The sequence below is a fragment of the Streptomyces sp. NPDC055506 genome, from assembly GCF_053643595.1.
Window position 1 is genome coordinate 1 of sequence record NZ_JBSHKH010000086.1, and the last position, 20,620, is coordinate 20,620.

General features: G+C 71.4%; 17 protein-coding genes. 3 read left to right on the plus strand and 14 right to left on the minus strand.

The window, feature by feature from the left end:
- Window positions 1-36: 36 nt before the first annotated feature.
- The 3 genes from ACWIF2_RS27425 to ACWIF2_RS27435 all read right to left on the minus strand — a co-directional run bounded on the left by ACWIF2_RS27425 (window position 37) and on the right by ACWIF2_RS27435 (window position 5,611).
- Window positions 37-1,482 (minus strand): aldehyde dehydrogenase family protein, encoded by a 1,446-nt coding sequence (locus ACWIF2_RS27425; RefSeq protein ID WP_454363380.1) that lies wholly within the window; start codon window positions 1,480-1,482, stop codon window positions 37-39.
- A gap of 115 nt (window positions 1,483-1,597) precedes the next feature.
- Complete coding sequence (locus tag ACWIF2_RS27430) at window positions 1,598-3,292, minus strand: PucR family transcriptional regulator (RefSeq protein WP_454363382.1); 1,695 nt, start codon at window positions 3,290-3,292, stop codon at window positions 1,598-1,600.
- A gap of 123 nt (window positions 3,293-3,415) precedes the next feature.
- The gene (locus ACWIF2_RS27435) at window positions 3,416-5,611 is read right to left on the minus strand and encodes an ATP-binding protein (protein ID WP_454363384.1); all 2,196 of its coding nucleotides are present in this window, start codon (window positions 5,609-5,611) and stop codon (window positions 3,416-3,418) included.
- Window positions 5,612-5,862: 251 nt separating this feature from the next.
- On the opposite strand from ACWIF2_RS27435, the gene gabT reads away from it, so the two are divergent.
- Window positions 5,863-7,197 carry a 4-aminobutyrate--2-oxoglutarate transaminase gene (gabT, locus tag ACWIF2_RS27440; protein ID WP_454363386.1) on the plus strand — a complete coding sequence of 445 codons (1,335 nt, stop codon included), beginning with the start codon at window positions 5,863-5,865 and terminating at the stop codon, window positions 7,195-7,197.
- 425 nt (window positions 7,198-7,622) lie between these two features.
- Here the strand turns inward: gabT and ACWIF2_RS27445 are convergent, their stop codons facing one another.
- Window positions 7,623-8,225 carry a DinB family protein gene (locus tag ACWIF2_RS27445; RefSeq protein WP_454363388.1) on the minus strand — a complete coding sequence of 201 codons (603 nt, stop codon included), beginning with the start codon at window positions 8,223-8,225 and terminating at the stop codon, window positions 7,623-7,625.
- Window positions 8,226-8,254: 29 nt separating this feature from the next.
- On the minus strand, window positions 8,255-9,994 hold the full coding sequence (locus ACWIF2_RS27450) for an acyltransferase (protein ID WP_454363390.1): 1,740 nt from the start codon (window positions 9,992-9,994) through the stop codon (window positions 8,255-8,257).
- An 83-nt stretch (window positions 9,995-10,077) separates the two neighbouring features.
- On the opposite strand from ACWIF2_RS27450, the gene ACWIF2_RS27455 reads away from it, so the two are divergent.
- Window positions 10,078-10,740 (plus strand): phosphatase PAP2 family protein, encoded by a 663-nt coding sequence (locus tag ACWIF2_RS27455; protein ID WP_454363392.1) that lies wholly within the window; start codon window positions 10,078-10,080, stop codon window positions 10,738-10,740.
- Window positions 10,741-10,747: 7 nt separating this feature from the next.
- Here ACWIF2_RS27455 and ACWIF2_RS27460 read toward each other — a convergent pair whose 3' ends face one another.
- From ACWIF2_RS27460 to ACWIF2_RS27490, 7 genes are all read right to left on the minus strand, one after another.
- Complete coding sequence (locus ACWIF2_RS27460) at window positions 10,748-11,203, minus strand: hypothetical protein (protein ID WP_454363394.1); 456 nt, start codon at window positions 11,201-11,203, stop codon at window positions 10,748-10,750.
- A gap of 148 nt (window positions 11,204-11,351) precedes the next feature.
- Window positions 11,352-12,770: an NAD(P)/FAD-dependent oxidoreductase gene (locus ACWIF2_RS27465; protein WP_454363395.1), complete on the minus strand. Its 1,419-nt coding sequence runs from the start codon at window positions 12,768-12,770 to the stop codon at window positions 11,352-11,354.
- 26 nt (window positions 12,771-12,796) lie between these two features.
- On the minus strand, window positions 12,797-13,597 hold the full coding sequence (locus ACWIF2_RS27470; RefSeq protein WP_454363397.1) for an ABC transporter permease: 801 nt from the start codon (window positions 13,595-13,597) through the stop codon (window positions 12,797-12,799).
- Entirely contained in the window at window positions 13,598-14,527 is a 930-nt protein-coding gene (locus ACWIF2_RS27475; protein WP_454363399.1) for an ABC transporter permease, read from the minus strand. It abuts the gene before it with no gap.
- Window positions 14,527-15,672: an ABC transporter ATP-binding protein gene (locus ACWIF2_RS27480; RefSeq protein WP_454363401.1), complete on the minus strand. Its 1,146-nt coding sequence runs from the start codon at window positions 15,670-15,672 to the stop codon at window positions 14,527-14,529. Before ACWIF2_RS27480 ends, ACWIF2_RS27475 begins: the two co-directional genes overlap by 1 nt.
- Before the next feature lie 5 nt (window positions 15,673-15,677).
- Entirely contained in the window at window positions 15,678-16,925 is a 1,248-nt protein-coding gene (locus tag ACWIF2_RS27485; protein ID WP_454363403.1) for a polyamine ABC transporter substrate-binding protein, read from the minus strand.
- Between the two features lie 57 nt (window positions 16,926-16,982).
- A complete protein-coding gene (locus tag ACWIF2_RS27490; RefSeq protein WP_454363405.1) occupies window positions 16,983-18,518 on the minus strand; it encodes a gamma-aminobutyraldehyde dehydrogenase in 1,536 nt (511 codons plus the stop codon).
- 199 nt (window positions 18,519-18,717) lie between these two features.
- Here ACWIF2_RS27490 and ACWIF2_RS27495 point away from each other — a divergent pair, with 199 nt between their 5' ends.
- Complete coding sequence (locus ACWIF2_RS27495; RefSeq protein ID WP_454363407.1) at window positions 18,718-19,287, plus strand: NADAR family protein; 570 nt, start codon at window positions 18,718-18,720, stop codon at window positions 19,285-19,287.
- Window positions 19,288-19,405: 118 nt separating this feature from the next.
- On the opposite strand, the gene ACWIF2_RS27500 is transcribed toward ACWIF2_RS27495, so the two are convergent.
- Complete coding sequence (locus ACWIF2_RS27500) at window positions 19,406-19,879, minus strand: DUF4190 domain-containing protein (RefSeq protein WP_454363409.1); 474 nt, start codon at window positions 19,877-19,879, stop codon at window positions 19,406-19,408.
- Between the two features lie 68 nt (window positions 19,880-19,947).
- Window positions 19,948-20,589 carry a DUF4190 domain-containing protein gene (locus tag ACWIF2_RS27505; RefSeq protein WP_454363411.1) on the minus strand — a complete coding sequence of 214 codons (642 nt, stop codon included), beginning with the start codon at window positions 20,587-20,589 and terminating at the stop codon, window positions 19,948-19,950.
- Window positions 20,590-20,620 lie beyond the last annotated feature (31 nt).

A 20,620-nucleotide genomic window follows, 5' to 3' on the forward strand; every position in this document is an offset into this window, starting at 1 on the left:
CCTTCGAGGAGCCTATATGAAAATGGTTCCCATGTGTTAGAGCTCGATGCCGGTCAGGACCAGCACGCGCTCGTAGGTGTAGTCCTCCATGGCGAACCGCACGCCCTCGCGGCCCACGCCGGACTGCTTGACGCCGCCGTACGGCATCTGGTCGGCGCGGTAGGACGGCACGTCGCCGATGACGACACCGCCGACCTCCAGGGCCCGGTGGGCACGGAAGGCGGTCTGGAGGTCGTGGGTGAAGACGCCCGCCTGGAGGCCGTACTTGGAGTCGTTGACGGCGGCGAAGGCCTCGGCCTCGCCGTTCACCTTCTGCACGGTGAGGACCGGCCCGAAGACCTCCTCGCAGGAGATCGTGACATCGGCCGGTACGTCGGCCAGGACGGTCGGCGCGTACGAGGCGCCGTCCCGCTTGCCGCCGGTGAGCAGCGCGGCACCGGCGTCCACGGCCTCCTGGACCCACGTCTCGACGCGCTTGGCGGCGTCCTCGCTGACCAGCGGGCCGACGTCGGTCGAGTCGTCGCCCGGGTCACCGGTGACCTGGGCCTCGACGGCGGCGACCACGCGCGGCAGCAGCCGGTCGTAGACCGAGGCGTCGGCGATGACCCGCTGGACGGAGATGCAGGACTGGCCGCCCTGGTAGTTGGAGAAGGTGGCGATGCGCTGCGCCGCCCGGTCCAGGTCCTCGTCGCTCGCCCAGTCGGCGAGGACGACCGCCGCGCCGTTGCCGCCCAGCTCCAGGGTGCAGTGCTTGCGCGGCACCGAGTCCATGATCGCGTAGCCGACCTTCTCGGAGCCGGTGAAGGAGATGACGGGCAGGCGCTCGTCCTGCACCAGGGCCGGCATCTTGTCGTTGGCGACGGGCAGGACGCTCCAGGAGCCGGCCGGCAGCTCGGTCTCGGCCAGCAGCTCACCGATGATCAGGCCGGACAGCGGGGTGGCCGGGGCCGGCTTCAGGATGATCGGCGCGCCGGCGGCGATGGCCGGGGCGATCTTGTGGGCGCAGAGGTTCAGCGGGAAGTTGAAGGGCGCGATGCCGAGCACGACGCCCTTCGGGAAGCGGCGGGTGAGGGCGAGCCGCCCCTGGCCGCCGAGGTCGGTGTCGAGGCGCTGGGCCTCGCCGCCGTTGAAGCGCCGGGCCTCCTCGGCGGCGAACCGGAAGACGGACACGGCCCGTCCGACCTCACCGCGCGCCCACTTGAGCGGCTTGCCGTTCTCGGCGGAGATCAGCCGGGCGATCTCCTCGGTGCGCTCGACGAGGCGCTTGCTGACGTGGTCGAGGGCGGCGGCCCGCACATGGGCCGGGGTGGCGGCGAACTCGTCCCGCACGGCGTACGCGGCGGCCACGGCCTCTTCGACCTGCTCGTCCGTCGGCACGCTCACCTTGCCGACGAGCCGCCCGTCCCACGGGGAGCTGACGTCGAAGGTGTCCTCGCCGGTGGCCTGACGGCCGGCGAGCCAGAAGGCGTGGGTGGAAGTCATGTCCGGGTTCCGGCCCTTCGGCGTCGGGGATGGTCCTGTTGCTGCGGGTTCCCACGGTAGGGGCGGGGTGGCCGAAGGGCGTTTGTCCGGGGTGTAGCAGTCCCGGCCGCGAACACTACGGTTTGGCAGGCGGGGCCGGTTCCGTGGTCGTCGCCTTGAGGGCCAGCCAGAGCTCCATCCGCGCGTCCGGGTCGTCCAGGGAGCGGCCGAGGATCTCCTCGACGCGGCGCATGCGGTAGCGCAGGGTGTGCCGGTGGACGCCGAGGTCGGCGGCCGCCGCGTCCCACTGGCCGTGCCGCGAGAGCCAGGCACGCAGGGAGGCGACCAGGTCACCGCGGCCTGTGGCGTCGTGCTCGTACAGCGGCCGCAGCATCCCGTCGGCGAAGGCCCGCACCGCGTCGTCCGCCAGCAGCGGCAGCACGGATCCGGCCGCCATCTGCTCGTGCTCCACCAGGACGCGTCCGCGCCGCCGCGCCACCGACAGGGCCTGCTCGGCCTGCTTGTACGCGGCGGAGGCGGCGATGGGCCCGGCCGGTGCCGACAGGCCAACGACCAGCTCGGCCTCCTCGCCGCCGGGCACCTTCTCGCGTACGCCCGCTCGGGCCGTCTCCAGGGCGGCCGCGTACTCCCCGCAGGCCGCGGCGGCGGCGCCCCGGTCCGCGGCCAGCACCACCAGACGCTCCCCCTCGGGCACCACCAGGACGGCCTCGCCGGCCCGGGCCGCGGCGGACTCCATGACGTCGGCGAGCGCCGCGAGGGGGTCGCCGACGGCGTCGGCGGCGGCGAGCGCGGCGGCGGAGGGCCGGTCGACGGCCGGAACGCCCGCCCGGGCCTCGGCACGGGCCAGCGCGGCCGACGCCGACACCGGCACCCGCTCCGCGACCAGCATCCGGAACGGCGCGTCCAGCAGCCCGCCGTACAGGCTCCCGGCGACCGTACGCGCGTGGTCCGGCTCCCCGGCCAGCAGCATGCGCAGCACCGCCGCGCCGACCCGCTGCTCGGCGGCCTGGAGGGACCGGGAGCGTTCCGTGGTCAGGGTCAGCAGCGCTATGGCCGAGTGGACGGCGTAGCGCTCGGCGGTACCGAGGGCGGCGGCCGTGCCGACCGCGAGGGCCGCGCGGGGGCGCCGGCCCGTGCCGATGGTGTGCAGCTCGACCCGGTCCTCGTTCTCCGGCCCGCCGACCACCGAGGAGGCGGGCGCCGGCCGCTCCCGCAGCCGCTCGACGTCGCCGGTGAGCCGCGCGGCCCGCCGTCCGGCCCACTCCGGTGCCGTGGCGACGACGGCGCCCGAGGCGTCGTACAGCGCCGCCCACCCGTCGACCTGCGAGGCCAGCGCGGACAGCAGCCCCTCCGGCCCGCCGGTCTGGGCCTGCCGGGTCAGCTCGCGCTGGGCGGCGAACCCGGCCGTGACGGCCCGGTACTGGTCGGCGGCGATCGCGGCGGACACGGCCTTGCTGATGGCGAGGAAGGGGGTGCGGCGCGGCACCTCCAGCAGCGGCAGGCCCTCTTCCCCGGCCGCGTCGACGAGCGCCTTGGGCGTCTCCTCGTAGTTGACGCCTATCGCGAAGCCGAGCCCGACCACCCCCGCCTCGGCCAGCCGCCGCACATAGCGGCGCATGGCCTCCGGGTCCTCGGCGTCCAGCTTCAGCGCGGTGATCAGCAGCAGTTCCCCGCCCTCCATGTAGGGCACGGGGTCGGCCAGCTCGCTGACATGTGCCCAGCGCACCGGCACGTCGAGGCGGTCTTCGCCCGCCCGCACGGTCAGTTTCAGCGCGGAGTGATGGACGAGCGAGGCGAGCGTCGGGGGCATGAGGCCTTCAGGTCTGCGTCAGGGCTGTGTGATCTTTGTGCTCTTTTGGCCGTCGCGTATGAACGACCTGTGACGATTCTGCCTCACCGTACGGTCCTCGCGTACCGCACCAGCCCGTAGAGGTCAGCCCCGAAGGTCCACCAGCAGCGGCGGAGCGTGCTCGCCCTTCACATTCGTGAGCGACAGCACCGCGTGCCCCGCCGGTACGCCGTGCGCCAGCTCGGACGCGGACCAGCGCTCCCGCTCGACCTGCCGCACGGTCACCGCCCGCGCGGTCGGCGCCTTGCCGGTGATCACCCGGCGCAGCATGTGCACGGCCTTGCCCGCCGGGGTCTCGGCGATGATCTGCCGGTCGGTGACGTCCCGGGCCTCGGTCCACTCCTTGCCCCACACCTCGGCGAAGTCCTGCCCGTCCCAGGGCGTGACCCCCGACAGCGCCATCCGGCAGCCGGTGGCCCCGAGCAGCGGTCCGCGCAGCGGCCGGGCCACGTCGTCCAGCGTCCGCAGGGTGAGCACGACTCCGGCGTTGCCGGACCGCAGCCGCTGGATGCCGCGCACGCCCTCCGGCGTCACCACGCCGGTCGCGTCGTCCAGCACCAGACAGGCGAACAGCGACCGGTCCTCGCGCACCGCGACGCTCGCCGAGAACTGTGCGAGCACCAGCCGCGCCAGCATCCGGGAGGCGTCGGCGTGCCCGCGCTCGGGCAGATCGATCCGCACCCGCACGGGGTGGTCGAGGGCCTTGAGGGTGAAGGGCCGGGTGGCCCCGGACGTGTCGAAGAACGAGGCGAAGGCGGGCCGGTCGAGCAGCGCGACCCGGTCCGCGAGCACCCCGCCGACGTCTCCGGGCTGCCCCATCTGCCGTTCCCGGGCGTCGAGCTCCCGCAGCAGCGACTCCTGCCCGGCGTCCTGCAGCCCCTGCCGCAGCGCGGCGAACGGCCCGGGCGCCCCGTCCAGGAGCTGCCGCAGCTCCGGCACGGAGGGGAAACGCCCGTGCACGGCCCGGAACGGTCCGAGCAGCTGGGCGAGGACGGTCGTGGAGCGCCGGGTGTCACTGCCCGGGTGCGGATCGGCGAGGTCCCCGACGAGTGCCTCGGCGAGCACGGCGGCGGCCTCGTCCGGGTCGGCGGTCCCGCCGTACAGGTCGAGGTCGTACTCGGAGTCCTGGTTCCCGATCCGCACGACGACGTCGTACGCGTCGGCCGGCCCGAGCCCCGCGCCCGCCGCTCCGACCACGACCACGGCGGCCCGTCCGGCCAGCGCGTGCAGACACAGCGACTCGGCGAGGGGCCGGACGACGGTACCGGTCTTGCCGGACCCGGCCGGGCCGACGGCCACCAGCGAGGTACCGAGCAGATCGGGCCCCAGACCGAGGCCCGCGCCCCGGTAGGCGTACGGGTTACGGCTGTCGTCGACGGTGGTCCCCAGCCGCACCTGGCCGGTGACGAGGTCGTGCCGGGCGAGGCGGGCCGGCAGGTCGCGCTCTCCGGAGGGGTGGAGGCAGGCGGCGGCGCCGTCCCGCAGGACGGTGGAGCTGAAGGTGGCGAGGCTGTGCCGTCCGGTGCGCACGCCCTGCCAGGCACGGAGGATCCGGGCGTGGTCGACGTCCTTCATGAGCCCGGAGCGGGCCTCGGCGGCGAGCCGCTCGGCCGCGTCGACGGCTCCGGCGGCACGGAGCTCGTTCCACTGGGCCGGGTCGTCCTGAGGATCCCGATGCGCCGTCTGGGGCTCCGGCCGGCGGAAGCGCGGCACGACGAAGCGGCGCCACACCTCGCCCCAGCGGCCGAGCCGGGCCACCCCGACCATGATCGTCAAGGCGACGAGCAGCTCGTACCCCCGGTACACGATGAAGGTGCCGGTCTCGCCGAGATCGCTGTCACCGCCGCGCCAGGCATCGGGAATGATCAGGTCGAACGGCACCCACCACCAGTTGCCGAGGTACCCGTTCTGCAGCAGCGACCAGATCAGCCATCCCACGAGGAAGGCGATCAGCGCCCCGCTCAGCAACTGCCGGGTGGGGATCTCCTCGGGCTCCTCGGCGGGCCGCGGCCGGTGCCCGAACCGCCAGACGCCGGGTGCCGCGTCCGGCCGGGGCGTGCGCAGCCACGTCATGAAGGACGAGCCGTCGGGCACCGGCGGCGCCCCGGGCGCCCGCGTGGGCCGGGGCGGCACGGCCGGCCCGTCCGGGGGCGCGCTCCGGCCGCCCGGTGGCTCGCCGGGGCCGTTCGGTGGCGCCGAGGGCACCTCCGGCGCCCCCGCCGGACGCGGTACGGGGCTCGCATGCGTACCCCGCGCCTCCTGCGTCCCGTCGCTGTCCATCGCCCTTTCCCCCTGACCAGCCGCTCCGTCCACCATCAGCGAGCCAATCTAACGCCCTCCCCTGGGGAGTTCACCGCTTACACGGCCGGGTCGTGGGCAGCAGCCCACCAGAGCGCCATGTCCACCCCGGACAAGCCGCCCCGCCGACAACGCCCACATGGAGCATGCCCACCCCCCTTTCCCGGCCCTAGCCTGCGAGAAAAGAAGCCAAGCGTCCGCAGCATCCCCTTCGCACCACCCAGGAGCCCCGCATGACCTCACTTCCGCAGGAGCGCCGCGTCGTCACCGCCATCCCCGGACCGAAGTCGCAGGAGCTGCAGGCCCGCCGCACCGCCGCGGTCGCGCAGGGCGTGGGCTCCGTACTGCCCGTGTTCACGGCGCGCGCGGGCGGCGGGATCATCGAGGACGTCGACGGCAACCGGCTCATCGACTTCGGCTCGGGCATCGCCGTGACGTCCGTCGGCGCCTCCGCCGAGGCCGTCGTCCGCCGGGCCTCCGCCCAGCTCGCCGACTTCACCCACACCTGTTTCATGGTCACGCCGTACGAGGGGTACGTCGAGGTCGCCGAGGCGCTCGCCGAGCTGACCCCCGGTGACCACGCCAAGAAGAGCGCCCTGTTCAACTCCGGCGCCGAGGCCGTCGAGAACGCCGTCAAGATCGCCCGCGCCTACACCAAGCGCCAGGCTGTCGTCGTCTTCGACCACGGGTACCACGGGCGCACCAACCTGACCATGGCGCTGACCTCGAAGAACATGCCGTACAAGCACGGCTTCGGGCCGTTCGCGCCCGAGGTCTACCGGGTGCCGGTGGCATACGGCTACCGCTGGCCCACCGGCGCGGAGAACGCGGGCCCCGAGGCCGCCGCGCAGGCCATCGACCAGATCAGCAAGCAGGTCGGCGCCGAGAACGTGGCCGCCGTCATCATCGAGCCGGTGCTCGGCGAGGGCGGTTTCATCGAGCCGGCCAAGGGCTTCCTGCCGGCGATCCGCCAGTTCGCCTCGGACAACGGCATCGTCTTCGTCGCCGACGAGATCCAGTCCGGCTTCTGCCGCACGGGCCAGTGGTTCGCCTGCGAGGACGAGGGCATCGTCCCGGACCTGATCACCACCGCCAAGGGCATCGCCGGCGGTCTCCCGCTGGCCGCCGTGACCGGTCGCGCCGAGATCATGGACGCGGCCCACGCGGGCGGCCTGGGCGGCACCTACGGCGGCAACCCCGTCGCCTGCGCCGGTGCGCTCGGCTCCATCGAGACGATGAAGGAGCTCGACCTCAACACCCGGGCGAAGCACATCGAGGCGGTCATGAAGGCCCGTCTCACCACCATGGCCGAGAAGTTCGACATCATCGGCGACATCCGCGGCCGCGGCGCCATGATCGCCATCGAGCTGGTCAAGGACCGTGCCACCAAGGAGCCGAACCCGGAGGCGACCACCGCGCTCGCCAAGGCCTGCCACGCGGAGGGCCTGCTGGTCCTGACCTGTGGCACCTACGGCAACGTGCTCCGCTTCCTGCCCCCGCTGGTGATCGGCGAGGACCTGCTGAACGAGGGCCTCGACATCATCGAGCAGGCCTTCGCTCGTATCTGACACGGCAGTTGCGCATCTGAGCCGCCGCCGGGGCAGGTGAGCCGTCAGGTTCCGCTCCCGGGGGCGGCGAGCGGCAGAGCGTGTGAAGAAGGTGTGCGAGGTGGATGACAGGCGGCCCTGTGGCCTGTCCTCCGCCCAGCCCCTGTCGTAGGTTCTACCCAGATGAGAGATACACCCCCGCCCACAGGGGACTGTGGGTGACATCAGGCCGGGGCCTCCCCAGCTTCGACCTGGTCGTGCCCTCGCGCACATAACCGGAGCCTGAGGCTCTGGATCTCCTCACCGATCGGACAGTCGCCCGCCCCAAACCCCCCGGGGCGCGCGACGTTCCGGTCCGGACGGCCGCCTCGGAACTCCCCCCCTGTTCCGGGGCGGCCGACCTCCCTCTCCTTCTCTCTCCTTCTTGCCGCGGTTCGCGAGCCGGATCAGCTGTCATCGGCCTCCCGTGCGACCCGCTCCAGCCGGCGCCGGTGGTTCTCCCACCAGTCCTGATCGCCTCCGGGCATGGTGTCGGTGCTCTTCTTCAGCCCGACGCTGCCGTCGATGAGTTCGCGCACGATGTCTGCGTGGCCGGCGTGCCGCTGTGTGTCGGCGACGACTCGGACCAGGATGTGGTGCAGCGTCACCTCCCGGCGCTCCTCGGGCCACCACGGGACGTGTCCGGTCGCGTCCAGCGCCAGCGTCTCGATCGTGCGGTTCGAGTGCTCCCACGCGGTGCGATAGAGCCCGGTGATCTGCTCGCGTGACTCGTCCGCGGCGGCCCACATGTCCGCGTTGGGTTCGGCGTCCTGCGTGTACCACCAGGACGGGGGCGGTTCCTCGGCGAAGTACGGCCGCCCGAAGGTGTCGCCGAAGTAGCCCAGCTCCACCCCGGCGACGTGCTTGACCAGGCCCAGCAGGTTGGTTCCCGTCGGCGTGAGCGGGCGGCGGACGTCGTACTCGGAGAGCCCTTCGAGCTTCCAGAGCAGGGCGTCGCGGGCGTCCTGGAGGTAGCGGAGGAGGTCGGCTTTCGGGTCGGGTTTCGTCATGCCGGGAGTCTGGCACCCGGCACTGACAATCAGCCGGGCAGAGCGGGCTCCGGGCGGTGGATGCCACGCGGCCGGTAGCCCAGGGCATCGGCGACACCGACGACATCCGCCAGCAGCCAGATGATCGCGAGCCACATCTCCGTGCCCTGGAGGCCGGGGTCGCGGCCCGGGCCGGTGCCGTCGGGGGCCGGGCCGAAGGCGAAACCCCGGCCGGGGTGCCAGCGGCGCAGGGCGGCGGTGAGCTGGGTCGCCGCCCAGGAGCGGGCCTCCTCCCAGCGGTGAGTGGTCTGCCGGGCGCAGAGCCACAAGGGGTGGATCACGTCCAGGACGTTGCAGGCGTTCTCGCGGCCGGGGGCGAAGTGGCGGGGGTCGCGGGCGTGGTCGAGGACCGTGTCGATCACGCGCTCGGCGTACGGCACGGGCAGGCCGAACTGGGCGAAGGAACCTCGGGTGAGCCGGTAGTAGCCGTTGACCAGCTGGAGGTGTCCGTCCCTCGGCGTGGGCGAACCCCACATGCCGGTACGGCGGTCGACCCGGGTGTGCAGCCGGCCGAACAGCGCCTCCAGCGCCCCGGGCGCGGCCGCTTCCGCACCGAGGCGCAGGTTCCAGTGCGCGGCGGTGGCCCAGGAGTCGACCCACGCACCGGCGTGCCAGGCGCGGTCGTCCCAGGGCAGTCCGGCCAGGTGGGTGACCAGCCGGTCGGCGGTGGTGCGGCGGACCGCGTGGACGGGGTGGGTGAAGGAACTGCCGAGCAGGTCGAGCGCGTACCCCACGCACAGCACGTGATAGGCCGCTGCCCCGTCGTCCGGCACTCCGGCCGGGCCGGGAACCGGCGGTGGTGCGCCGTACTCGGGTATCAGGCCGGTGGCCGGGTCCTGGAGGTCGCGCAGCCGTGCCACGTGCTCGGCGGCGGGCAGCCGGGGCGGCGCCTGCCCGAGGAGGAGGTCGGCGATCTCGACGGCGTCGCAGTACGCCCGCACGGTCGGCTCGGCGCCGGGCCGGTCGACGTACCGGCCGGTGTCCGGTTGCAGGCAGCGGTCCAGCACATCGACGGCCTGTGCGCGGGCGGCGCCGGCGAACGCCGAGAGTGCCTCGACGAGGGCGGGGGTGTCGGCGGGTCGGGGCGCGGTACCGACCGGTGCCGTACTCGCCCCTGCCCCGCTGCCGGGCCCCGATGCGCGCGGATCGCGGCGGTCCCTGATGCGGCGGGCCGGGTTGCCGGCCGCCATCGTCCAGGCGGGCAGGTCCTTGGTGACGACCGCGCCCGCGCCGATGACGCAGTGGTCGCCGATGGTGACGCCGTCCAGGACGACCACGTGCGAGCCGATCCACACGTCGTCGCCGATCGTGATCCCCCGGCTGGTGACCGGCTGCCGGTGGACCGGCAGGCCGGGCGCGGTCCCGTGGTTGAAGCCGAGGAGCGAGCTGTGGGCACCGACGCGTACGCCGTCCCCGAGGGTGACGGTGCCGCGCACCACGGTGAAGGGGTTGATCGTGCAGTCGGCGCCGGTACGTATGTCGCCGGTGACATACGCGTGGGCCGCGATGTAGGAGCGGTCGCCCAGGTCCAGGTGGTCCGGGTACACGGCGGCCGTCTCCGCGACGAAGCAGCCCTCGCCCAGCCGCACCGTCCGGTCCCCCGCCTCCGCCCCCGCGAGGAGCCGCTTCCGGCGCTGCTCCTGTGCCGCGCGCTGCGCCTGGGACGCCTGCTCGGCGTAGAGCCACGGGCAGTGCTCGAAGAGGCCTTCGTCGCTCTCCGGCTGGTTCACGTGATCCTCCACTGGGGGCGCGCGGGTGGACAGGGGACAGCGGTTGGACTGGGGTTATCCGTGCCCGTGCCAAGCTGTGTCCCATGCCGATCTCCGGGAACCAGGTTCGCGACGAGCCCACCGCGACATACTCGCGCTTCGCGGCCCTCCTGCTCAGCCTCCCGGCCCTGCTCTTCGTCCTGATCACCTGGCAGGTCGTCGCCGACGGCCCGCTCATCCGCCTCGACGAGCGCGCCAGCCGCGAACTCGTCCACCCGGACCGCTACTCCGAGCTCCTCGCCGACCTCGGCAACGTCCAGGTCGCGGTCCCGGTCCTCGCCGTCACCCTCGGATACGTCGCCGTACGGACCCGCCGTACGCGACGCTGGTGGCTGCCGGTCGCCGCCGCGGCCCTCCTGATGGCGCTGGTCCCGGCGCTGATCATCCCGCTCAAGGACCTCACGGACCGCCCGGGCACCCCGGCCGTCCCGCCGGGCACCGGCTACTACCCCTCCGGCCACACCGCCACGGCCGCCATCGCCTACGGCTGTGCCACCCTGCTCCTGCTCCCCCGGCTCCGCACGCCCCTCGCCCGCGGCAGCCTGGTCACCGTCTGCGTCGCCCTCGTACTCGGCGCGAGCTACGGCCTGATCCGCCGTGGCTACCACTGGCCACTGGACGTGGCGGCCAGCTGGTGTCTGTGCGCGGTGCTGCTCTCTTCGCTGTGGCTGTTCCTGAGGCGGAGGACGGCCGAGCGGCCCTGGTGAGCATTCCCTAGGCCTCCCGTTCCGTGGCCAGCCGCGCCGCCGCCTCGTGCATCGCCAGTTCCAGCAGCGTCGGGTCCGTCAGCATGCCCGAGCCGTCCGGTGGGATCAGCCAGCGGACGCCGCCGGGTGAGGAACGGCCCGGGTACGGCACGACGATCCAGGTGCCGGCGCCCGCCGTCCTGATGCCCGTGCCGAGCCAGCGGGCCGCGGTGCCCGGCGGCACGAAGAACCCGATGCGCTCGTCGCCGAAGTCGACGAGCACGGGCCCCGGCCGGTCGAGCACACGGCTGAGCACGTCGAGCGTGGCGTAGCCGAGGTCGGCGGGCAGGATCAGCACGTCCCAGACGCCACCGGCCGGCAGCAGCGCGACCCCGTGCGGGTTGCGCTCCCACTCCCAGCGGCAGGCCTCGGGGTCGGGCGCGACGGATGCGAGCCACTCGACCGCCGTCTTCGCACCGGTCATGAGGAAGACCCCCTGTTCTCTCGTGAAGCTCGTGGATCTCGCGAACGCGGCGCGTCCCGAGGCGTCACAAGGGAGAAGGGGGTCTCCGTACGATCATTACGCGGGTTTCGGCTCCTCGTTGGAGTGAACCGGCTCACACCCCGCTCGGTCAGCTGTCGAAGCCCAGCCCCAGCCGGTCCATCGTGCGCAGCCACAGGTTGCGGCGGCCGTCGTGGGCGTCCGCGCGGGCCAGGGACCACTTGGTCAGGGCGATGCCCGTCCAGGCGAAGGGCTCCGGCGGGAAGGGCAGGGGCTTCTTGCGGACCATCTCCAGTTCCGTGCGTTCCGTCGGCTCACCGGACAGCAGGTCCAGCATCACCTCGGCGCCGAAACGGGTGGAGCCGACACCCAGGCCCGTGTAGCCCGCCGCGTAGGCGACCTTCTTCTGGTGGGCGGTGCCGAAGAACGCCGAGAAGCGGGAGCAGGTGTCGATCGCGCCGCCCCAGGCGTGGCTGAAGCGGACGCCCTCCAGCTGCGGGAAGCAGGTGAAGAAGTGCCCGGCGAGCTTGGCGTAGGTCTCCGGACGGTCGTCGTACTCGGCGCGCACGCGGCCGCCGTAGGGGTAGATCGCGTCGTAGCCGCCCCACAGGATGCGGTTGTCGGCGGAGAGGCGGAAGTAGTGGAACTGGTTGGCGCTGTCGCCGAGTCCCTGACGGTTCTTCCAGCCGATCGACGCCAGTTGTCCGTCGGTGAGCGGCTCGGTCATCAGGGCGTAGTCGTAGACCGGGACGGTGTAAGAGCGGACGCGTCTGACCAGGTTCGGGAAGATGTTCGTGCCGAGCGCGACCTGACGGGCGCGGATCCGGCCGTAGGGGGTGCGTACGGCCATACCGGGGCCGTACGGCTTCAGGGTCAGCGCCGGGGTGTGCTCGTAGACCCGGACGCCGAGCCGGAGGCATGCCTGCTTGAGGCCCCAGGCGAGCTTCGCCGGGTGCAGCATGGCCACGCCCCTGCGGTCCCACAGGCCCGCCTTGAAGGTGGGTGAGTCCACCTGCTCCCGTACGGCCTCCGCGTCCAGGAACTCGACGCCCTCGGCGAGGCCCCGGCGGGCCGTCTCCTCGTGCCAGTCGCGCAGTTCGGCCGCCTGGTACGGCTCGGTGGCGACGTCGATCTCGCCGGTGCGTTCGAAGTCGCAGTCGATGGAGTGCCGGGAGACGGCCTCCTCGATCGCGTCGAGGTTGCGGGTGCCGAGCTCCTGGAGCTTGTGGATCTCGTCGGGCCAGCGGGCGAGGCCGTTGGGCAGGCCGTGGGTCAGGGAGGCGGCGCAGAAGCCGCCGTTGCGGCCGGAGGCGGCCCAGCCCACCTCGCGGCCCTCCACCAGCACCACGTCACGTGCCGGGTCGCGTTCCTTGGCGATCAGCGCCGTCCACAGTCCGCTGTAGCCGCCGCCGACGACCAGCAGGTCGCAGGTCTCGGAGGTGGTGAGGGCGGGTTCCGGACGGGGCCGGCCGGGGTCGTCCAGCCAGTACGGGACCGGCTGGACGTCGGAAAGCGAATGAGTCCACTGATTCATGGCGCTCGGGGCCATGATTTCAACTCCCTACGGTTATGCCTTTATGCCTTTTGCCTGTTGCGACGGTTACCGGCGGCCATGGAAGCCAGAACGAACAGTACGGCGACGATGAACATGGCCGTGCCGATGACATTGATCTGAACGGGCGTTCCGCGCTGCGCAGAGCCCCAGACGAACATGGGGAAGGTGACGGTCGAGCCGGCGTTGAAATTGGTGATGATGAAGTCGTCGAAGGAGAGGGCGAAGGCGAGCAGGGCGCCCGCCGCGATTCCCGGGGCGGCTATCGGCAGGGTGACCCGCACAAAGGTCTGGATCGGGCCCGCGTAGAGGTCCCGTGCCGCCTCCTCCAGTTTCGGGTCCATCGACATCACGCGCGCCTTGACGGCCGTGACCACGAAACTCAGGCAGAACATGATGTGTGCGATGAGGATCGTCCAGAAGCCCAGCTGGGCGCCCATGTTGAGGAACAGGGTGAGCAGCGAGGCGGCCATGACGACCTCGGGCATCGCCATCGGCAGGAAGATCAGCGAGTTCACCGCGGAGCGGGCCCGGAACCGGTAGCGGACCAGCGCGAAGGCGATCAGGGTGCCGAGAAGGGTGGCACCGAGCGTCGCCCAGACGGCGATCTGGAGGCTGAGCGCCAGCGAGCCGCACAGGTCGGAGACCCCGCACGGGTCCTTCCAGGCGTCCAGGGAGAACCGCTGCCATTCGTAGTTGAAGCGGCCCTTCGGTTTGTTGAAGGAGAACACCGTCACGATGATGTTCGGCAGCAGGAGATAGCCGAGTGTCAGCAGTCCCGCGATGACGACGAGATTTCTCTTGAGCCAGTTGACGAAGGGCATTTAGACCAGATCCTCCGTCCCGGACCTGCGGATGTAGACGGTGACCATGAGAAGAATTGCTGCCATGAGAATGAAGGAGAGTGCGGCGGCCGTCGGATAGTCCAGCACTCTCAGGAACTGCGTCTGGATGACGTTTCCGACCATGCGGGTGTCCGTGGAGCCGAGGAGGTCGGCGTTGACGTAGTCGCCGGTCGCCGGGATGAAGGTGAGCAGCGTGCCGGAGACGACACCCGGCATCGACAGCGGGAAGGTGACCTTGCGGAAGGTCGTCCAGGGCTTCGCGTACAGATCGCCCGCGGCCTCGTGCAGCCGGCCGTCGATGCGCTCCAGCGAGGTGTAGAGCGGCAGGATCATGAACGGCAGGAAGTTGTACGTCAGACCGCAGACGACCGCGAGCGGCGTGGCCAGGACGCGGTCGCCGGCGGTCCAGCCGAGCCAGTTGGTGACGTCCAGGACGTGCAGGGCGTCGAGCGCGCCGACCAGCGGGCCGCCGTCCGCGAGGATCGTCTTCCAGGCCAGGGTGCGGATCAGGAAGCTGGTGAAGAACGGCGCGATCACCAGGATCATGATCAGGTTCCGCCAGCGGCCCGCGCGGAAGGCGATCAGATACGCGAGCGGGTAGCCGAGCAGCAGGCACAGGATCGTGGCGGTGCCCGCGTAGAGCACCGACCGGACGAACTGCGGCCAGTACGCGGACAGCGCGTCCCAGTACGTGGCGAAGTGCCAGGTGACCTTGTAGCCCTCCTCCAGGGAGCCCGTCTGCACGGACGTGGAGGCCTGGTAGATCATCGGCAGCGCGAAGAAGACCAGCAGCCAGAGGATGCCGGGCAGCAGCAGCCAGTACGGCGTCCAGCGGCCCCTGCGCTTCGGGGGCTTCGGCTCCGGAGCTTCCGGTGCGAGGGGCGGTGGCGCCTCGGTGAGTGTGGACATCAGGCCGCCTCTTCCACTCCGGCGTCGGCGTCCTGGGCCGCGTCCAGACCGAAGGTGTGGGCCGGGTTCCAGTGCAAGACGACCTCCGCGCCGGGCACCAGCCGGGTGTCGCGGTCGATGTTCTGGGCGTAGACCTCGAAATCGGAACAGACCGGGCTGTCGACGACGTACTGCGTCGAGACGCCGATGAAGCTGGAGTCGGCGATCCGGCCCGTGATGCGGTTGCGGCCCTCCGGTATCTCACCGGCGTCGTCCGCGTGGGTGAGGGATATCTTCTCCGGGCGGACCCCGACCAGCACCTTGCCGCCGGTCGTCGCGGATGCGGAACATCGCGCACCGGGCAGGACGAGCTTGCCGCCGCCCGCCTTCAGCACGATCTCCTCGCCGCTCTTGGAGTCGACCTCGGCCTCGATGAAGTTCGAGGTGCCGAGGAAGTTGGCGACGAACGTGGTGCGCGGGTTCTCGTAGAGGTCGGTGGGGGCGCCCAGCTGCTCCACTCGGCCCGCGTTCATCACGGCGACCGTGTCGGCCATGGTCATGGCCTCCTCCTGGTCGTGCGTGACGTGCACGAAGGTGATGCCGACCTCGGTCTGGATGCGCTTGAGCTCCAGCTGCATCTGGCGGCGCAGCTTGAGGTCGAGGGCGCCGAGCGGCTCGTCGAGCAGGAGCACCTTGGGGTGGTTGATCAACGCGCGGGCCACGGCGACGCGCTGCTGCTGGCCGCCGGAGAGCTGGTGCGGCTTCTTGCGGGCCTGCTCGCCGAGCTGGACCAGGTCGAGCATCTCCCCGACCTGCTTCTTCACCGACTTGATGCCGCGCCGGCGCAGACCGAAGGCGACATTCTCGAAGATGTCGAGGTGCGGGAAGAGGGCGTACGACTGGAAGACCGTGTTCACCGGCCGCTTGTACGGCGGGAGCGCGGTCACGTCCTGGTCGCCCAGCGACACGGTCCCGGAGGAAGGTTCCTCCAGGCCCGCGATCATGCGCAGGGTGGTGGTCTTGCCGCAGCCGGACGCGCCGAGCAGGGCGAAGAAGGAGCCCTGCGGCACGGTGAGGTCGAGCGGGTGGACGGCGGTGAAGGCGCCGTAGGTCTTGCTGATGCCTTTGAGGCGGACGTCGCCCGTGGCGTCTGTCTTGTTCGTCATGGTGGTCACGCCCCCGTCAGCTTCGCGAACTTCGCTTCGAACTCGGTCTCTTCCTTCGAGCTCAGCGAGCGGAAGGCGTGGGACTTCGCGGCCATGGCCTTGTCGGGGATGATCAGCGGGTTGTTCGCCGCGTCCTTGTCGATCTTCGCGAGTTCGGCCTTCACACCGTCCACCGGGCACACGTAGTTGATGTACGCGGCGAGTTCGGCGGCGGGTTTCGGCTCGTAGTAGAAGTCGATGAGCCGCTCGGCGTTGGTCTTGTGCCGGGCCTTGTTGGGGATCAGCAGGTTGTCGGTCGACGTCATGTAGCCGCTGTCCGGGATGAGGAAGTCGATGTCGGGGCTGTCCGCCTTGAGCTGGACGACGTCACCGGCCCAGGCAACACAGGCGGCGAAGTCGCCGCTGGTCAGGTCCGAGGTGTAGTCGTTGCCGGTGAAGCGGCGGATCTGGCCCTTGTCAACGGCCTTCTGGAGGCGGGCGATGGCCGCGTCGTAGTCGTCGGCGGTGAAGTCGGCCGGGTCCTTGCCCATGTCGAGCAGCGTCATGCCGACGCTGTCGCGCATCTCCGACAGGAAGCCCACACGCCCCTTGAGCTTGGGGTTGTCGAGCAGGTCGGAGAGCGACTTCACCTCGACGCCGTCGAGGGCCTTCTTGTTGTACGCGATGACGGTGGAGATGCCCTGCCAGACGTACGAGTAGGCGCGGCCCGGGTCCCAGTCGGGGCTGCGGAACTGGGGCGACAGGTTGGCGTAGGCGTGCGGCAGGTTGCTCGGGTCGAGCTTCTGCGCCCAGCCCAGGCGGATGAGCCGTCCGGCCAGCCAGTCGGTGAGGACGATCAGGTCGCGGCCGGTGTCCTGGCCCGCGGCGAGCTGCGGCTTGATCTTGCCGAAGAACTCGTTGTTGTCGTTGATGTCCTCGGTGTACTTGACCTTGATGCCGGTGCGCTTGGTGAACTGCTCAAGCGTCGGGTGGTGCTTGCCGCTGTCGTCGACGTCCATGTACTCGGTCCAGTTGGAGAAGGCGACGGTCTTCTCCTTGGCCGAGTGGTCCTGCGCCGAGACGCCGCCCTGCGACTGGCCCGCCGCCGGGATGCCGCATGCGCTCAGCGTCCCGAGTCCGCCGACCGCGAGCGCCCCGCCCGCGGAGGCGCGCAGCAGCGACCGCCGGGTGAGGGCGGCCCTGCCGTTCCTGAAACTGCGCCGTATCGCGGCCACTTGGGCCGGGGAGAGGCGGTCGGGCTCGTACTGCTCCATGCGCGTGGTGCCCTTTCGGAGGGTGGGCGGCCGCGGGTCGGGCGGCCTGACTTCCTGCTATCGGTCCCCGAAGACGGTGCGGTGCCAGTCCTTCGCGGCCACCGCGGTGTTGTCGAACATGACGTGCTTGATCTGGGTGTACTCCTCGAACGAGTACGCGGACATGTCCTTGCCGTAGCCGGAGGACTTGTGGCCGCCGTGCGGCATCTCGCTGATGATCGGGATGTGGTCGTTGACCCACACACAGCCCGCCTTGATCTCGCGCGTGGCACGGTTCGCCCGGTACACGTCCCGGCTCCAGGCGGAGGCCGCCAGCCCGTACGGCGTGTCGTTGGCGAGCGCGATGCCCTCGTCGTCGGTGTCGAAGGGCAGCACGACCAGGACCGGCCCGAAGATCTCCGACTGGACGACCTCGCTGTCCTGGGCGGCGTCGGCGATGAGGGTGGGCCGGTAGTAGGCGCCCTTGGCCAGCTCGCCCTCCGGTGCCTCTCCGCCGGTCACCACGCGCGCGTAGGCACGCGCCCGGTCGACGAAACCGGCGACCCGGTCCCGCTGGACGTGCGAGATCAGCGGCCCGAGGTCGGTGCCGGCGGCGAAGGGATCGCCGAGCCGGACGCTCTCCATGAGGGCGGCGGTCCGCTCCACGAACGCCTCGTACAGCGGCCGCTGCACATACGCGCGCGTGGCGGCCGTGCAGTCCTGCCCGGTGTTGATGAGCGCGCCCGCGACCGCGCCGTGGGCGGCGGCCTCCGGGTCGGCGTCGTCGAAGACCACGAAGGGCGCCTTGCCGCCGAGCTCCAGGTGGAGGCGCTTGACGGTGGCGGTGGCGATCTCCGCGACGCGCTTGCCGACGGCGGTGGAGCCGGTGAAGGAGGTCATGACCACGTCCGGGTGGCCGACGAGGTGCTCGCCGGCCTCCTTTCCGGTGCCGGTGACGATGTTGATGACACCGTCCGGGATCCCCGCGTCCGTCGCCGCCTGGGCGAAGAGCAGCGAGGTCAGCGGGGTGAGCTCGGCGGGCTTCAGGACGATGGTGTTGCCCGCCGCGATCGCCGGGAGGACCTTCCAGGCGGCCATCTGGAGGGGATAGTTCCAGGGCGCGATCGACCCGACCACACCGATGGGCTCACGCCGCACGTACGAGGTGTGGTCGCCGGAGTACTCACCGGCGGACTGTCCCTGGAGATGCCGTGCGGCACCGGCGAAGAAGGCGGTGTTGTCGATGGTCCCCGGGACGTCGAACTCGCGGGACAGCTTCAGCGGCTTGCCGCACTGCAGCGACTCGGCGCGGGCGAAGTCCTCGGCCCGGTCGGCCAGGACAGCGGCGAACCGGTGCAGGGCGTCGGAACGCTCGCCGGGCGTGGCCCCCGCCCAGCCGGGGAAGGCCGCGCGGGCGGCGGCGACGGCCCGGTCGACGTCGGCCGTGCCGGCCAGCTCGTAGCGGAGGACCTCCTCCCCCGACGCCGGGTCGACGACCGCGTGCGTACGGCCGGAGGTTCCCCTGGTCAGACGGCCCGCGATGAACTGCGCGCCCTCCTCGAAGCGCTCCGCGGCCGGAAATCGGTCCGGGGTGGCGTTGCCCGGGTTGTGCATGTGGCTCTCCTCCGTGTCCCCTGGTGGGGCCGGCGTGGCTCAGGCTCGATTTGAGTGCCGATCCTGGCAGAGCAATGACGCACCAACAAGGGATTCCGTTGTTGATTTTTGGTTACGCGACGGAATCTGTCGACCAGGTGTCGAGTCCACCGCGAAAAGGCAGGACGGTGTGTCAGTGGTGCGTGCCAGACTCGGGTGCATGGAGAAGATCACGGGGGCGGTCTTTTCCCGGGAGGCCCTGATCAGGGCGTCCCGGGAAGGGGCGAGGATCAAGTATCTGCACTTCTGGGGGCACCGGCCGCTGCCGGAGGGCCGGATCGGACCGAGCTGTCTGAGCCAGTGGTGGCCGGCGCCGTTCACGGTGGCCGGCGTGGAGTACGCGACGGCAGAGCACTGGATGATGGCGGGCAAGGCCCGGCTGTTCGGGGACGCGGCCGCGGAGCGTGCCGCGCTGGCCGCCGGGCATCCCGCCGAGGCGAAGAAGGCCGGGCGGCTCGTGCGCGGTTTCGACGAGGCGATATGGGAGCGGGAGCGGTTCCGGATCGTCGTGGACGGCAGCGTCCACAAGTTCGCCGCGCATCCCCGGCTGCGGGAGTTCCTGCTGAACACGGGCGGCAGGGTGCTGGTCGAGGCCAGCCCCGTGGACCGGGTGTGGGGCATCGGGCTGGCCGCGGACGACGAGGCGGCGTCGGATCCGGAGCGGTGGCGGGGGCCGAACCTGCTGGGGTTCGCGCTCATGGCTGCGCGGGAGCGGCTGCGCGGGGCTTGAGCGAGGCCATCGCCGCGGACATCACTGAGGGCATGAGCGGGGGCATGCCCGAGGGCACATGGCTGGGGGCATGAGTGAGGGGCCGGCCCATGGGACCGGCCCCCTCTGAGCGGCCGCTTCAGCCGGCCGCGCCGAGCCCGCCCATGATGCTGGCGAAGAGCAGGAACCCCAGCAGCGGCAGGATCACGGTCGCGATGATGCCGCAGACCAGGCCGGCGGTCGCCGCGCCCTTGTTGGTGGCCTCGCCGCGGGTTGCCCTGCCTCGGCCGATGGCGCCGAAGATGATGCCCAGGATGCCCAGGATCACGCCGAAGAACCACAGGAAGAAGGTCAGGCTGCACACCACGCCGATGATGCCCAGCACCAGTCCGGTGGTTCCCATGCCGTTGCTCGGCTGCGCGGGCATCGCGTAGCCGGGCGCCTGCGGATAGCCGACGGGCGGCGCGGCCGGGTAGCCGGGGCTGCCCTGGGGGTAGCCGTAGCCCGGTCCGGACTGCTGCGGATAGCCGTAGCCGGGGGCCGGCTGCTGCGGGGGCTGCGGCGGCTGGGACGGCGGACCGAACCCACCGGGGGTGGGGTTGGTGTTGGACATGGACGTTCTCCCCTCGTTGTCAGACCAAGGCATCGTAGTGGCCAAGTCCGCCGAGGAGGACGGGTGTTTCAGTGGTGGGACGGGGCGGTGGCCACCGGGCCGCGGGCGCCGTAGTACGGGTCGTCGTCGGACGAGCTGTCGCTGTTGATCGCGGCCGTGATGCCGACGGCGATCAGGACGATCACCGTGATGCCGAGGATGATCCCGATGATGCCCATGATCAGACCCGCCTGGGCCTGGCCGTGGTTGGTGGCGACTCCCGCCTCGGCGCGCTTGCGGCCCTTGATGCCGAAGACGACGGCGAGGATGCCGGTGACGAGGGAGACCACGCCGTACAGGCAGAAGAGGGTGCAGGAGACGATGCCGAGCACCATCGCGGCGATACCCATGCCGTTCTGGGGGGCCATGGGCATGCCGGGCCAGCCGTAGCCGCCGCTTTGCGGGTAGCCGGAGCCCGCCTGGGGGTAGCCGGGGTAGCCGTAGCCGCCGGGCGCCGCCGGCGGGGGCGGGACCGTGGGGCCGGAGCCGGTGCTGTCGTACTGGGGCGTGCCGGTGGGCGGGGTGAAGCCGGCGTTGGGCATCGAGGTGACCGTGGCCTGGTCGTGCACGGACGGTGGCGGTGGCGCCTGGTTCTTGTCGAGTGAGGTCTTGTGCTCCGGAGGCGCCCACGGGTCGTGGCTGTTGCCGTCAGGTTGCGTCGCGTCCGTCATCTTGTATCCCCCCGGGATCGTTCGTGCCGTC